This window comes from Sphingomonas floccifaciens, assembly GCF_042681125.1.
Lineage (GTDB): Bacteria > Pseudomonadota > Alphaproteobacteria > Sphingomonadales > Sphingomonadaceae > Sphingomonas > Sphingomonas floccifaciens.
In genome coordinates this window covers 683426-697545 of the sequence record NZ_JBHUFC010000003.1, presented here as the reverse complement: position 1 = coordinate 697545, position 14120 = coordinate 683426, and the positions used below count along the sequence as shown (strand labels likewise).

The window sequence follows — 14120 nt, the reverse complement described above, 5'->3', positions numbered from 1 at the left end:
TCGATCCGCCACAGGGAACGGCGGCGCGCTTCGCGCGATTGGCAGCGATGGCCCGACTAGGCGACTGGGTGCAGCCGCACCCGACCGGCATCTACCTTCCGTCCGCGGACGCCTGGATCGACCCCTCGGTCCCGGTCCCGCGCGCGCTGGTGACGCACGGCCACGCCGACCACGCCCGCGGCGGCCATGGCGAAGTGTGGGCGACGCCCGAGACGTTGCAGATCATGGAAGTCCGCTACGGCCCGCAGACGGCGCGGCCGGTCGCCTACGGCGAATCGCTGACGCTCGGCGAGATCGAGGTGAGCTTCGTCCCTGCCGGCCATGTGCTGGGCTCCGCACAGATCGTGCTCGACCACCGCGGCGAGCGGATCGTGGTGTCGGGCGACTACAAGCGGCGCGAGGACCCGACCTGCGCCCGGTTCGAGCCCGTGAAGTGCGACGTGTTCGTCACCGAAGCGACGTTTGGATTGCCGGTGTTCCGCCACCCCGAAACGCATGACGAGATGGACAAGCTGCTCACCGTCCTGCGCGCCAACCCCGACCGCTGCGTACTGGTCGGCGCCTATGCACTGGGCAAGGCGCAGCGCGTAATCCGCGAGCTGCGCGTGATGGGGTTCGACGATCCGATCTACATCCACGGCGCGTTGCAACGGCTGTGCGACCTTTATGTCGAGAACGGCGTCGACCTCGGCGAGCTGCGCCCGGCGATGGGCGTGGCGAAGGCGGAGCTGGCCGGCCGGGTGATCGTCGCGCCGCCCTCCGCGCTCAACGACCGCTGGTCGCGCCGCCTGCCCGATCCCATCGCCGCGATGGCAAGCGGATGGATGACGGTGCGCCAGCGCGCGCGGCAGAAGAATATCGAGCTGCCGATCATCCTGAGCGACCACGCCGATTGGGACGAACTGACCGCGACGATCGAAGAACTCCGCCCCCGCGAAGTCTGGGTTACCCACGGCCGCGAGGACGCATTGGTCCACTGGTGCGCGATGCGCCAGATCAAGGCGCGGGCGCTCGACCTAGTCGGGTTCGAGGATGAGGACGACTGACCGGGGGCGATCTCAAGCCGGCGCCGCCGCGATCTTCAGCCCGCCCCCTCCAGCGCCTTCTGCCGCCGACGCTGCACCGAGCTGCCGATCCCCATCGCCTCGCGGTATTTCGCGACCGTGCGGCGCGCGATGTCGAAGCCCTTGGCGTTGAGCAGTTCGACCAAGGTGTCGTCGCTCAGGATCGCCTTCGCGCTTTCCCCGGCGATCAGTTCGCGGATCGCCGACTTGACCGCCAGCGCCGACACCGCCTCGCCGCCATCGGCCGCCTGGATCGCGGAGGTGAAGAAATATTTCAGCTCGAACACGCCGCGCGCGCAGCTGAGATATTTGTTGCTGGTCACGCGGCTGACTGTCGATTCGTGCATCTCGATCGCCTCCGCCACGCGCGCGAGCGTCAGCGGACGCAGATGCGCGACGCCCTTGTGGAAGAACGCCTCCTGCTGTTTCACGATCTCGGTCGCGACCTTGATGATCGTGCGCTGGCGCTGGTCGAGCGCCTTCACCAGCCAGTTGGCGCTGGCCAGACAATCGCTCAGCCACGCCTTCGACGCCTTGTCGCTGCCGGCACCCGCGAGTTCGGCATGATAGCGGCGGTTGACGAGGACGCGGGGGAGCGTCGCCGAATTGAGCTCGATCCGCCAGCCGGCTGCGGTCTTCGCGACGAAGATGTCGGGAACGACCGCCGGCGCGCTCTCCCCGCCATAGCGGCAACCGGGCTTGGGATCATAGTCGCGCAACTCGCGGATCATGTCGGCCAAGTCTTCGTCGTCGACTCCGCAGATACGCTTCAGCCGTGTGCGCTCGCCGCGCGCCAGCAGGTCGAGATTGTCGATCAGCGCCGCCATAGCCGGATCGTAGCGATCGGCCTCCTTCGCCTGGAGCGCGAGGCACTCGCCGAGCGTGCGCGCGCCCACTCCGGTCGGGTCCAAGGTCTGGACCTGCGCCAGCACCGCCTCGACCCGCGCCAGCGGCACCCCCAGCCGGTTGGCCATGTCGAGCAGCGGCGCGGTCAGATAACCCGCCTCGTCGATCTGATCGATCAGATGCGCGGCGATGAACATGTCCGCGCCGGACACGACGGTACCGGCCTGCGCGAGGAGGTGATCGGCCAGGCTGATGTCGGGATTGGCGAAGCCGTCGAGGTCGGGGCCGTCCTCCGGCGCCGCACCGCCTGCGGCTCCCGTCAGCCCGAGCGAACCGTCGCGGTCGCCCGGCGAATCCTCGTCGAACGCACTCGACGTATCGATGTCGAGCGCCGCTTCGCCATCGCCGCTGCCGGCCTCCGACGGTTCGACGACCACCGGCTCGGGAGTGTCGATCGCATCGCTGCTGCCGGCTTCCAGAAGCGGATTCTTCTCGATCTCCTCGGCCAGGAAGCCTTCGATCTCCAGGTTCGACAGTGCGAGCAGGCGGATCGCCTGCTGCAGCTGCGGCGTCATCACCAGCGATTGCGACTGGCGAAGGTCGAGGCGCGGAGCGAGACTCATCGGATCCTCGCCGCTCGCGGGGAGGGGGACCGTTCGCGCAGCGAATGGTGGAGGGGGTGGGCCGCAGGCGAGTCGCTCGCGGCGCCCCCCCTCCACCAGCCTGCGGCTGGTCCCCCTCCCCGTGCCGGGGGGGATGTATGAGCGCCCCGCTCCATAGCCCTAGAGCTCGAAGCCCTCACCCAGGTACAGCCGCCGGACATTCTCGTCGGCCACCAGCGCCTGCGGACTGCCGGTGAACAGCACGCGCCCGTCGTAGATGATGTAGGCGCGATCGACGATGTCGAGCGTCTCGCGCACATTGTGGTCGGTGATCAGCACGCCGATGCCGCGGCCCTTCAGCGTCTTCACCAGGTCGCGGATGTCGCTGATCGAAATGGGGTCGATGCCGGCGAACGGCTCGTCGAGCAGCATGATCGACGGCTCCGCCGCCAAGGCGCGCGCGATCTCCGCGCGGCGCCGCTCGCCGCCCGACAGCGCCATCGCCGGCGCGTCGCGCAGGCGGGTCAGGCCGAATTCGTCGAGCAGCTTGTCGAGCTTCGCCTGACGCGCGTCCTTTACGGGTTCGGCCAGTTCGAGCACGGCCAGGATGTTCTTCTCGACGCTAAGGCCCCGGAAGATCGAGGTTTCCTGCGGCAGATAGCCGAGGCCGAGGATCGCGCGGCGATACATGGGGAGGCCGGTGATATCCTCGCCGTCGAGCATGATGCGGCCCGAATCGGGCTTCACCAGTCCCATCACCGAATAGAAGCACGTCGTCTTGCCCGCGCCGTTCGGGCCGAGCAGGCCGATGACCTCGCCGTGACCGACCGTCAGCGAAACGTCGGTCAGCACGCTCCTTTTGTCATACGCCTTGGCGATCGACACGACCGACAGGCCGTTCTCGGTCTCGACCGGAACGACGGGCGTGGGGTCCAGAGTGGCGACGTCGTTCATCGGTGCTCCTGCTCGCACGACCTGGTTACCGAAGCGTTACTTTCGGCGACTTGGCAGGATTCCTGCATGAAAGGCGTGCAGGAGAAAAGCGCAAAAGCGGCGAACCGCCCGGCCGGTGCCGTTTATTGCGAGCGTTCGGGCACCGAGAAGCGGCCGGTTACGCGACCGCCCTGGCGGATCACGCTGCCGTCAGGCGCCTTGGTGGTTCCGACCGACGACCCGTCAATCGTCGCACGGCCGGTGTCGAGATCGATCGTCAGCCGCCCGCCATTCACGGTATTGCCGGCACCCTGCACCAATGTGACGCCGCCCAGCATGGTGATGACCCGACGATTGAGGTCGTAGACGGCATATTGCGACTTCGCGCGCTGGTCGGGACGCGTCACCGTGACGCCACCCGACGCGTCGAGCCGCGACACCTGCGGCGACCCGCCGGTGATCTGGCCGGTATAGGCGACCGTCATTCGCTGCGCATCGAGCGTCATGTTCGCCTGGCGCACGTTGACACCGCCCGATAGGATCGCGCGGTTGGCACGGTCCTGCAGCTCGATCGTTCCGGCGTTGAAATCGATCGGGGCGTTCGAATTATGACGCACCTGCGCGCTCGCGGCGGTCGCGAACAGGGTCAGGGCGAGAAGGGCGAAATGGCCGCGCATGATCAACGCCTATTCGCGCCCTTGGGGACGATCCGCAAGCGGGCATTTCCCTCAAGGCGCACGACGCGGCCTTCAAGATCGGCCGACAAGCGATTGGCGCTGAACGTCCCCATCGGCGTGTTGCCCTCGACCGCGCCGTCGCTTTGCAGGCGGCGGCTCTTCATGTCGACGGTCGCGCCGGAGGTGCCGAGCCGATAGCCGTCGGCGGCGGTGAAGGCGATCGGACCGTCGACCTTCATCTGCTCGCTGCGCATGTCGTAGCGGCCGCTGGGGGCGGTCAGTTCGGCCGGCCCTTCGCGCATCTGCAACTCGGCGGTGAGCTTGGCGATTTGGACCACCGGCTCGGCCGAACTCTTCTGGACCGCGGAGCCGGCGTCGAGCGTGAAGGCCTGGCCCTTGGCATCCTGGCCGCGATATTGCGCAGCCTCGGTCTTCATCCGCTCCTGCGCGATGGCGACCTTGTTCTTGTCGAGCATGAAGCTGACGTCGCCGCCCATGAACAGGGGCGCCATGACCAAGAACGCGGCGAGGACGCCGATGCCCAGCGGCAGCGCGATCTGGAGCAGCGCCACGAACCGGTCGTGTGCGCTGCCCGGCGCGGCCCAGCGCTGGCGCGCGGTCCGCTCGATCCGGGCGGCACGCGACATCGGCAGAGGCGCGGCGACTTCAGGCATGAGCGAAGATATCGGTCTCGGGCCAGCCGGCTAGGTCGAGCTCGGCGCGATGCGGCAGGAAGTCGAAGCAGGCCTGCGCCAGCTTCATCCGCCCCTCGCGCTCCAGCCTCTTGTCCAGCTCGACCTTCATCGCGTGAAGATACCGCACGTCAGACGCGGCATAATCCTTCTGCGCGTCGGTCAGTGTGGGGCTGCCCCAGTCAGACGATTGCTGCGCCTTGGACACCTCCTGCCCCAGCAGTTCGCGGACCAGTTCCTTCAGCCCGTGGCGATCGGTGTAGGTGCGCACCAGCCGCGAGGCGATCTTCGTGCAGTAGACGGGTGCCGCAACGACGCCCAGATAGTGGCGGATCGCCGCGATGTCGAAGCGGCCGAAATGATAGAGCTTCAGTCGCGCCGGATCGGCCAGCAGCGCCTTCAGGTTCGGCGCGGCATAGTCGCTGCCGGCGGCAAAGCGCACGAGATGCTCGTCCGGCCCGCCGTCGGACAGCTGCACGACGCACAGCCGGTCGCGCGGCGTGATCAGCCCCATCGTCTCGGTATCGACGGCGATCGCGGCGCCCGGCGCGAACAGGTCGGCGGGAATGTCTTCTTCATGGAGATATACGGCCATGAGCCGGCACATAGGGGGCAGAGGCTGAACGCTCAACAACCCAGACGCCACAGCGGGAAATAAGCTTAGCCGGGCATTCGGCGCGCGGGGCCGCGGCGCATTCGACGATGTGACGTCATGATGTTGCGCGAATGACACGCTCCCGATGGCGCATTCTGTGCCGAAAGCGCCACAGATGGGCAATCATATGAGGATCAGGCGCCTTAATTGCGTCGAATTTGTTCGCGGGACTTGATTAATTCGTCTATGCACGATTCTCACACGTGCGCGTATTCGCGTTCGGAACCCTGCGTCCGTCGTCCGGCGCAACGGTTGGGAGACGGTTCGGACGGCCCGGGAAGACGAACAGGGTTATGAGTTTCAATAAAGGTGGCCGCGGGGATCGCGGTGGACGCGGCCGCGACAAGCGGGACGGTTTCGGCGGCGATGACGGCGGCTTCGGCGGCGGTTTCGGTGGCGGCGGCTTCGGCGGCGACCGCGGCGGTTTCGGTGGCGGCGGCTTCGGCGGCGGTGACCGTGGCGGCTTCGGTGGCGGCGGCTTCGGCGGCGGTGGCGGTTCGCGTGGCGGCGGCTTCGGCGGCGGCGGCGGCGGATTCCGTGGCGGCGGCGGTGGTGGCGGCTTCGGCGGCGGCCGTGGCGGCGGCGGCATGCCTCCCCAGGTGATCGGCGAAGGCACCGGCGTGGTGAAGTTCTTCAACGCGCAGAAGGGCTTCGGCTTTGTCGTTCGTGACGATGGCGGCGAAGACGTGTTCGTCCACATCTCGGCGGTCGAGCAGGCCGGCCTGACCGGTCTGGCGGAAGGCCAGCCGCTCGGCTTCACCCTCGTCGATCGTGGTGGCCGTATCTCGGCGACCGAACTGAAGATCGACGGCGAGCCGATGCCCGTCACCGACCGCGGCCCGCCGCGCGATCGTGACGCCGCACCGCGCGGTGGCGCCGGTGGTGGCTTCGGTGGCGGCCCGCAGCGGCAGCTGACCGGTGAGCGTGCATCGGGCACCGTCAAGTTCTTCAACGCGATGAAGGGCTTCGGCTTCATTCAGCGCGACGACGGCCAGCCGGACGCGTTCGTTCACATCTCGGCGGTCGAGCGTGCGGGTCTCCCGACGCTGAACGAAGGCGACAAGCTCGACTTCGAACTCGAGATCGACCGTCGCGGCAAGCATGCCGCGGTGAACCTGGAGCCGAAGCAGTAAGCTTCGCGCCCTTCAGGTGATCGAATAGAGCGGGCGGTGCCGGATACGGCGCCGCCCGTTTTGTTTTGGGGGTGGTCGGCTAGTGCGGCGATGCGCCTTGCCCACGTTCGGCATGCGGTCGTCCAAGAGCCGTTCCGAGATACGACCGCCGGCCGCTCGCGACATAAGGTACAGCGCTTCGACGCGCGCAGCCGATCGGGAACGGGTTACGCACCGCCCTCACACCCCGTCATTACCGCGAAGGCGGGAATCCATCTCTTGCGCGCGTGACCCATCGGATTTGGAGCATCGCCATGTTCCGACGGGAGCCGGAGCGCTGGTTACCGCAAAGGCTTTGGCCGCCAGGGCTCCTGCCTGCGCCGGCGCACGAAGCGCGGTCGCACCGATGACCGTTCCCCGCCGCGCAACTCTGTGAAGTTCTTATCCGTGCTATCGCGCAGGCGAGCCGTTTGCGAGAGACAACCACAATCCCCCGCTGCTCCCGCGCGGGCGGGAACCCAGAACCGGGCAATACGACGGGCGGTGTCATTCGTGGCTCTGGGCTCCGGCCTGCGCGGGAGCACCGAGGGGATGTTGGCGGAAGTTTCGCCTGGCCGCGCACTCGCTTTCCGCAATTCCCCATTCACCCGCGGCGCAGTATATTCCGCCCATGATCCTGCGCCCTGCCCTGTCCGCCCTCGCCGCCCTGCTGATCGGCGCCGCTCCGCCGCAGGTGCAGCCCGCCCCGCCCCGGCCGCAGGTCGCCACGCCGGCACCCGCCCCGGTCCCACTCTTCCGGGTCGAGGTCGTCGCTCGCTATCCACACGACGCCAGCGCCTTTACCCAAGGACTCGTCTGGCATGACGGCAGCCTGTTCGAGAGCACCGGCAAGGAGGGCCGGTCGGAGGTCCGTCACGTCGCGCTCGCCGATGGTCGCGTCCTCATGCGCCGGACGATTCCTGCGGCGCAGTTCGGGGAGGGGCTGGCGCGCTATGGCAAGACGCTGGTCAGCCTGACGTGGAAGGACGGCATCGCCTATCGCTGGGACGCGACGTCGCTCAAGCCGATGGGCACGCGGCGCTATCCCGGCGAAGGCTGGGGCCTGGCGACGCTGGGCGACACGTTGGTCCTGTCGGACGGCACGCCTGCCTTGCGCTTCCTTGATCCCGAAACGCTCGCCGAACGCCGCCGCGTCAGCGTGACGTTGCGGGGCAAGCCGATCGACCAGCTCAATGAGCTGGAGGTCGTCGATGGCCAGGTCTTCGCCAATATCTGGCAGACCGACTATATCGTCGCGATCGATCCGAAGGACGGGCACGTCACGCGGATCATCGACGCCGGCGCGCTGACCCGCGAAGTCGCGGCGCGCGATCCCGATGCGGTGCTGAACGGCATCGCCTGGGACGCGAGGCACAAGCGTCTGTTCCTGACCGGCAAGCTGTGGCCGACACTGTTCGAGGTGAAGCTGGTGCCGGTGCAGTAGGCCTTCCGTGCTCCCGCGCGGGCGGGAGCACGGAAGAGTTTCAGCCCACCGTGACCCCGACCACTCGCCACGCGCCGTTCTCGCGGTCGAGCGTCACCGTCTCGGTCACCTCGCCACCCGAATTGGCGAAGCGCGTGTGGAACTTGACGACTTCGTAGCCGCTGGGCGGCGCGGGCAGGTTTTCCTGGCTGAGCAGCGTACGTGACATCACCGCGCCGAGCGGTTTGCGCACCCGGTTCGAGGCATCGCTCCAGACCTTGAGCGTATTGAGCCGGCGGAACTCACTGCCGGTCACGCGATAGCTGTCCTCCCATCGTCCCTGATCGAGCAATTGCAGCCATTGCTGCGCCGCGTCGGTGACGTCGGAGCGCGTGGCCGCCGGGACGGTCGTCGGCGACTGGGTGAGGGATGGTGCCGCGATCAGCGCGACGAGGCCGAGGATGAGGGTCATGAGCAAAACTCCGATCAACAGAAGCGACCGGCGACGCGCCGGGCCGCCGCCGGGATCGCCTGAGTTCGCAGCCGGATCACCCCCGAATGGCGCGTCCCCAAGCGAATTGGGGGTCGCCGCCGCCCCGCCCTCAACCGCCAGCAGCATCCGCGCCGCCTCGCGACTGCTCGCCACCGCCATCTTGCGCCGCGCATCGCGCAGCCGCTCGTTGATCGTATGCACCGACAGGTTGAGCGTGCGCGCGACGGACTTGGCGTCATGACCGCGCACGATCAGCCGCAGCGTCTCCTTCTCCTTCTCGGTCAGCCCCCAATGGGCATCGCCGCCCTGCGTGCTCATACCCCTCGGGTACGGCGAGCGCCCGGCGGCGGCCACCCCCAAAAAATCGGGGTGAGAGCGGTGTCCGACCGATCTAGGTCACCAGCCGTTCCAGCGCCGCGATCGTATCCGCCTCCGCAGCGGGCTTGTCGCGCCGTATGCGCGAAATGCGGGGAAAGCGCATGGCAACGCCCGACTTGTGCCGCTTCGATGCGTGGATCGAATCGAATGCGACTTCGAGGACCAGCGTCTTCTCGACCTCGCGAACCGGGCCGAAACGGGCGACCGTATTGTTGCGGACGAAGCGGTCGAGCCATTTCAGCTCCTCGTCGGTGAAGCCCGAATAGGCCTTGCCGACCGGCGACAGCTCGCCACCCTCGGTCCAGCAGCCGAAGGTGTAATCGGAATAGAAGGACGAGCGTTTGCCCGATCCGCGCTGCGCGTACATCATCACGCAATCGGCGACGAGCGGATCGCGTTTCCACTTGTACCATAATCCGACCCGGCGCCCGGTGACATAGGGCGAGTCGCGCCGTTTCAGCATCACGCCCTCGATCGCGGCATCGCGGCTGCCCGCGCGGATCTCGCCCAGATGCGCGAAGTCGCTCGCATCGATGACGGCGGAGATGTCGAAGCTCTCAGTCGGCAGTCGCGCGACGAAGGCCTCCAACCGGGCGCGCCGATCGGTCCAGGCCAGCGGGCGCAAATCCTCCGCGCCGTCGAACAATATGTCGTAGAGCCGGACGAAGGCGGGCGCGTCGGCCAGCATCTTCGCCGATACCTGCTTGCGCCCCAGTCGCTGTTGCAGCGCGTTGAAGCTGGCGGTGGCATCGTCGCGCCCCACGCCCTGCGCGTCGCCGCGGACCAGCAATTCGCCGTCGAGCACGCCCGGCACCCGGAAGGCTGCGGCGACTTCTGGAAAGCTGCGCGTGATGTCGTCGCCCGCGCGGCTGTAGAGGCGCGTCTCGCCGGCGACATGGACCAACTGGACGCGGATGCCGTCCCATTTCCATTCCGCGGCATAGTCGGCCAGATCGACGATCGTCTCCTCCAGCGGATGCGCGAGCATGAAGGGGCGGAAAACGGGCACGTCGGCTGCCGTCGGCTGTTCCCCGCGCCCCTCCACCCAGTCGAACAGCGCAGTGTAGGGCGGCGCCAGGCCGTGCCACACCTCCTCCACCGCATCGACGTCGACGGCGAAGGCATTGGCAAGCGCGGTCTTCGCCAGCCGTGCGGACACACCGACCCGCAGCGCGCCGCTCGCCAGTTTCAGCAGCGCATAGCGCTCGTCCGCCGCCATCGCATCTAGATAGGCGCCGAGCACGCCGGCGGTGTCCGCCTTCGACAGCGAGGCGAGGCGATCGACCACCGCGGACAACCGCAGCGCCTCCGGCGGCAGGGCCGGCGGCGTGGCGGGTTCTGGCCACATCAGCGCGATCGTTTCCGCCGAATCACCGACGAAGTCGCGACTCATGCGATAGAGCACCGGATCGACCCGCTCGTCGACCATCGCGCGGATCACGGCCGGCTTGACCGCCTTCAGGTCGAGTTCCCCGGTCAGCGCCGCCATCGCCCAACCGCGATCGGGATCGGGCGTGGCGCGCAGATAGTCGCCGATCAGCTTCAGCTTGGCATTGCGCGACCGCGTGTAGATGAGCGAGTCGAGCAGGTCGGCGAAGGCGCGCATGACACGCTAACCGGGATAGGGCCGGACGGTTCCCCAGCCCGGCCGTAGGGCCGATCGACCTTCAGCCCTTGCGGCTGGCCTCGAACAGGAACCAGGCGCGCTCCTCCGCCTGGTCGGTCCATTCGTCGACGATCCCGCTGGTCGCGTTGTCCTTGGCGTCTTCGGCCGCTTCCTTCACCGTGCGGAAGCTTTCGACCAGCTTCAGATTGTCCTCGCGCAACTCGGCCAGCATGTCGGCGGCGGTGACGAATTCGGCGTCATTGTCCTTGATCGTCTGGCGCCGCGCGATGTCGCCGATCGACCGCAGCGTCAGGTTGCCGGTCTTGCGCACCCGCTCCGCGATCGCGTCGGTCACGTCCAGGATTTGCGTGGCCTGATCGTCGAGCAGCAGGTGATAGTCGCGGAAATGGGGGCCCGAGACATGCCAGTGGAAGTTCTTGGTCTTGAGGTACAGCGCATAGCAATCCGCCAGCGACGCGTTCAGCGCATCGGCGACGGTGCGGGTGTCGTTGCGGTTGAGGTCGGTCGGCGTCGCGAGCGGCGCGGGATTGGCGTTGGCCACGTTTATCTCCGGCGATTGGCAGTTACGCGCAGGTAACGACCTTTCACGCGATTGGCTCCCGGCTTGTCCGCGTCAGTCTGATCGACCCGCTGGATCAGTCGCGGGTCGCGCGAGCTTTAGCGCACCAGCCGGACGGCACAGGCCGCGGCATAGGTTTCCGCCGCATGCGGCAAGCCGCAGGGGCTGCCGACCGCGTCACGCAGGAGCGACAGCCAGTCATGGACGAGCGATCCGCGCTCGCCGCGCGTCAACGCGCCGTCAAGCGCATGGACGATCGTGATCGCGGCGCCGATCCCGTGACGGCTGGCGATGCGGCGAATCGCTTCGAGCTCATAGGCGACTTCGTCCGGCCGCAACCGGTCAGCGCGCCGATCGATCGCGTCGACCCGCGCCACCAGATCGTCGCGCACCAGCTTCATCGCATCCATGCCCCGCAGTGTCATCTCGACTGCATCCCTCACCTGTCCTGCGCGCGAAGTTGCGCCTAAAGTGGTTAACTTGCGGTCAAAGACGATATGGCAATCGGGCGGCGAATCGATCGCACAGCTTGACATCGCCCGCCATATCGACGATGCGCGCTCCCCTGACGGCGGCCGCCCGTGGGTGTGCCGCCTCTTTCATTTGAACAGATTCAGGTATTCGGGTCATGGCCAAGCCGGCAACCGTCAAGATCAAGCTCGTCAGCACCGCCGATACGGGCTTCTTCTACGTCACGAAGAAGAACCCGCGCACGCAGACCGAGAAGTTCACCTTCCGCAAGTATGACCCGGTCGTGCGCAAGCACGTCGAGTTCAAGGAAGCGAAGATCAAGTAAAAGTCGCTCCGGCGATTTCTACGCAGCCCCCGCGCAGGCGGGGGCCACAGAGCCGCAGGCGACTCGCTGAGGTTTGAAAGCCGTAGGGCCAAGCGCCCCACGGCTTTTTTGCGTGGTTTTTAAATCCTCCCCGCTCGCGGGGAGGGGGACCAGCCGCAGGCTGGTGGAGGGGGCTCTCCACCAGCGACTCGCTTCGAGGCCCGCCCCCTCCACCACCGCTTCGCGGCGGTCCCCCTCCCCTTGCCGGGGAGGATTTTAAGCCGCCCCCTCGGCCGGAACCAGCGCCCGCACCTCCTGCACGAATCGCATCACCGAAATCGGCTTCGACACATAGGCATTCGCCCCCGCCGCACGGATGCGCTCTTCGTCGTCCCGGCCGGCATAGGCCGTCACGGCCATGATCGGGATCGCGCGCAGTCGCGGGTCGCGCTTCATCTGGCCGATCAGCTCCAGTCCGCTGACATGCGGCAACTGGATGTCCATCACCACCAGATCGGGTTCGAACGCCTTCGCCCGCCCCACCGCCTCGCGCCCGTCGCGCACCGGTTCGGTGACGAAGTCGTGCGCACGCAGCAGGTCGCAGAAGAGTTTCAGATTGAGTTCGTTGTCCTCGACAACGAGCACCCTTTTTGCCACGCCCGCGATGACCTTCCCGAAGCTATGGTGCAAATCTGTAAGCGATGCAGACGCCTGAGACAAATGACGATACGCTGGCGCTGCGTGCGCTCGTCTGGACGCTCGACGATCCGAACCGGGCGATGCGGCTGCTCGACCTGACCGGGCTGGACCCGCAGTCGCTGCGCACCTCGGCCGGCTCGCCCGCGACGCTGGCCGCTGCGCTCCAGTTCCTGGAGAATCACGAAGCGGACCTGATCGCCTGCGCCGACGCGATCGGCTGCACGCCCGCCGATCTGGTGCGCGCCCGCGAGCGGCTGGACCGCGCATGAGGCCGCTGCTGATCACCGACTGCGACGAAGTGCTGCTGCACATGGTCCGGCATTTCGGAACATGGCTCGGCGAGGCGCACGATATCGACTTCGCGCCCAACGGCGGCGATTTCGCGACCAGCATGAAACGGCGCGACGGCTCGCTGCTCGACCGGGACGAGATGTGGACGCTGCTCGACGGTTTCTTCCCGCACGAGATGGCCCGGCAGACACTCGTGCCCCATGCCCGCGAGGCGTTGGCCGCGATCGCGCAGAGCGCCGATATCGTCGTGCTCACCAACCTGCACGATCATTGCCGCGACGCCCGCATCGAGCAGCTCGAAGCGCACGGCATCGCCCACCGCGTCGAATGCAACCAGGGCGGGAAGGGCACGCCGGTCGCGCGACTGATCGAGGAATATCGGCCGAGCGTGACCGTGTTCGTCGACGATCTCGCGGTCCATCACGAATCGGTCGCCCGCCACGCGCCGGCGGTCCACCGCCTGCACATGGTGTCCGAGCCGACACTCGCACCATCGGTGCCCAAAGCGCCGCATGCCCACGCCCGTATCGACGACTGGCGCGACGCGCGCGCCTGGATCGCCACCCGCTTTGCCGAGGGCCAGCCGGCCCCGGCCCTCACTGGAGAGACAGCATGACCACCCATATCGATCGCAAGCTCGAAGAGCTCGGCCTGACCCTGCCGGAGGCTGCCGCCCCGGTCGCTTCCTACGTGCCCACCGTCGAGGCCGGGGGCCTGCTTCACGTGTCGGGGCAGATCCCGTTCGACGCCAACGGCCAGCTGATCCTCGGCCGCATCGGAGAGGGCGAGCACGACCTCGCTTACGGCCAGGAAGCGGCGAAGCGCTGTGCGCTGATGGTCGTCGCGCAGGCGAAAGCCGCGCTCGGTGGACTCGACCGGGTCGTGCGCATCGTCAAGCTGGGCGTGTTCGTGAACTCGACGCCCGATTTCACCGAACAGCCGCAGGTCGCCAACGGTGCGTCGGACTTGATGGTCGCGCTGTTCGGTGACGCCGGCAAGCACGCCCGCGCCGCGGTCGGTGTTGCGTCGCTGCCACGCGGTGTTGCGGTGGAGGTCGACGCGATCATCGCCATTTCCTGATCGTCGACTGTTGCACCAGCGCAACAAAAGAGCGTCGTCGGCTATCGCCGCGACGCTTTTTTGTTGTGCGTCGCAGCACAATGCGGCACTTTCACTGTGTCGCCGGTAAGCGGGAGCGCCACGTAGCAGCCCCGCACCCGGCACGCAGGCGGAAACCATCGACCCAACATGGAGT

The 14120-nt window shown here is 67.4% G+C and carries 17 protein-coding genes; 7 read left to right on the top strand and 10 right to left on the bottom strand.

Annotated elements, in window-relative coordinates; translation table 11 throughout:
* Positions 1-47: 47 nt before the first annotated feature.
* Positions 48-1046 (top strand): ligase-associated DNA damage response exonuclease, encoded by a 999-nt coding sequence (locus ACFSC3_RS10365; protein ID WP_380940327.1) that lies wholly within the window; start codon positions 48-50, stop codon positions 1044-1046.
* A 35-nt stretch (positions 1047-1081) separates the two neighbouring features.
* Here the strand turns inward: ACFSC3_RS10365 and rpoN are convergent, their stop codons facing one another.
* The 5 genes from rpoN to ACFSC3_RS10340 form a co-directional block, all read right to left on the bottom strand.
* Positions 1082-2533, bottom strand: coding sequence for an RNA polymerase factor sigma-54 (rpoN, locus tag ACFSC3_RS10360; RefSeq protein ID WP_380940326.1), 1452 nt, complete (start codon positions 2531-2533; stop codon positions 1082-1084).
* Between the two features lie 159 nt (positions 2534-2692).
* Entirely contained in the window at positions 2693-3466 is a 774-nt protein-coding gene (gene lptB, locus ACFSC3_RS10355) for an LPS export ABC transporter ATP-binding protein (RefSeq protein ID WP_380940325.1), read from the bottom strand.
* Between the two features lie 122 nt (positions 3467-3588).
* Entirely contained in the window at positions 3589-4122 is a 534-nt protein-coding gene (locus ACFSC3_RS10350; RefSeq protein ID WP_380940324.1) for an LptA/OstA family protein, read from the bottom strand.
* Positions 4123-4124: 2 nt separating this feature from the next.
* On the bottom strand, positions 4125-4796 hold the full coding sequence (gene lptC, locus ACFSC3_RS10345; RefSeq protein WP_380940323.1) for an LPS export ABC transporter periplasmic protein LptC: 672 nt from the start codon (positions 4794-4796) through the stop codon (positions 4125-4127).
* The gene (locus ACFSC3_RS10340; RefSeq protein WP_380940322.1) at positions 4789-5409 is read right to left on the bottom strand and encodes a ribonuclease D; all 621 of its coding nucleotides are present in this window, start codon (positions 5407-5409) and stop codon (positions 4789-4791) included. Before ACFSC3_RS10340 ends, lptC begins: the two co-directional genes overlap by 8 nt.
* A gap of 353 nt (positions 5410-5762) precedes the next feature.
* Between ACFSC3_RS10340 and ACFSC3_RS10335 the strand changes: the two genes are divergently transcribed.
* A complete protein-coding gene (locus ACFSC3_RS10335) occupies positions 5763-6602 on the top strand; it encodes a cold-shock protein (protein ID WP_380940321.1) in 840 nt (279 codons plus the stop codon).
* Positions 6603-7251: 649 nt separating this feature from the next.
* The gene (locus tag ACFSC3_RS10330) at positions 7252-8064 is read left to right on the top strand and encodes a glutaminyl-peptide cyclotransferase (protein ID WP_380940320.1); all 813 of its coding nucleotides are present in this window, start codon (positions 7252-7254) and stop codon (positions 8062-8064) included.
* A gap of 40 nt (positions 8065-8104) precedes the next feature.
* Here ACFSC3_RS10330 and ACFSC3_RS10325 read toward each other — a convergent pair whose 3' ends face one another.
* From ACFSC3_RS10325 to ACFSC3_RS10310, 4 genes are all read right to left on the bottom strand, one after another.
* On the bottom strand, positions 8105-8854 hold the full coding sequence (locus ACFSC3_RS10325; protein WP_380940319.1) for a helix-turn-helix domain-containing protein: 750 nt from the start codon (positions 8852-8854) through the stop codon (positions 8105-8107).
* 73 nt (positions 8855-8927) lie between these two features.
* Positions 8928-10520 carry a cisplatin damage response ATP-dependent DNA ligase gene (locus tag ACFSC3_RS10320; RefSeq protein WP_380940318.1) on the bottom strand — a complete coding sequence of 531 codons (1593 nt, stop codon included), beginning with the start codon at positions 10518-10520 and terminating at the stop codon, positions 8928-8930.
* Between the two features lie 61 nt (positions 10521-10581).
* Entirely contained in the window at positions 10582-11082 is a 501-nt protein-coding gene (locus tag ACFSC3_RS10315; protein WP_380940317.1) for a Dps family protein, read from the bottom strand.
* 116 nt (positions 11083-11198) lie between these two features.
* Positions 11199-11525 (bottom strand): hypothetical protein, encoded by a 327-nt coding sequence (locus ACFSC3_RS10310; RefSeq protein ID WP_380940316.1) that lies wholly within the window; start codon positions 11523-11525, stop codon positions 11199-11201.
* Between the two features lie 203 nt (positions 11526-11728).
* On the opposite strand from ACFSC3_RS10310, the gene rpmG reads away from it, so the two are divergent.
* Positions 11729-11896, top strand: coding sequence for a 50S ribosomal protein L33 (gene rpmG, locus ACFSC3_RS10305; RefSeq protein WP_181558573.1), 168 nt, complete (start codon positions 11729-11731; stop codon positions 11894-11896).
* A gap of 255 nt (positions 11897-12151) precedes the next feature.
* Here rpmG and ACFSC3_RS10300 read toward each other — a convergent pair whose 3' ends face one another.
* Complete coding sequence (locus ACFSC3_RS10300) at positions 12152-12532, bottom strand: response regulator (RefSeq protein ID WP_380940315.1); 381 nt, start codon at positions 12530-12532, stop codon at positions 12152-12154.
* 44 nt (positions 12533-12576) lie between these two features.
* Between ACFSC3_RS10300 and ACFSC3_RS10295 the strand changes: the two genes are divergently transcribed.
* Genes ACFSC3_RS10295 through ACFSC3_RS10285 form a run of 3 tightly spaced genes read left to right on the top strand, consistent with a single transcriptional unit; the run spans position 12577 to position 13945 of the window.
* Entirely contained in the window at positions 12577-12843 is a 267-nt protein-coding gene (locus tag ACFSC3_RS10295) for a DUF3572 domain-containing protein (protein ID WP_380940314.1), read from the top strand.
* Positions 12840-13481, top strand: a complete 642-nt coding sequence (locus ACFSC3_RS10290; RefSeq protein WP_380940313.1) for an HAD family hydrolase — start codon at positions 12840-12842, stop codon at positions 13479-13481. The genes ACFSC3_RS10295 and ACFSC3_RS10290 overlap by 4 nt, the downstream gene beginning before the upstream one ends.
* Positions 13478-13945: a RidA family protein gene (locus tag ACFSC3_RS10285; RefSeq protein ID WP_380940312.1), complete on the top strand. Its 468-nt coding sequence runs from the start codon at positions 13478-13480 to the stop codon at positions 13943-13945. The genes ACFSC3_RS10290 and ACFSC3_RS10285 overlap by 4 nt, the downstream gene beginning before the upstream one ends.
* The last annotated feature ends 175 nt before the right edge of the window (positions 13946-14120 follow it).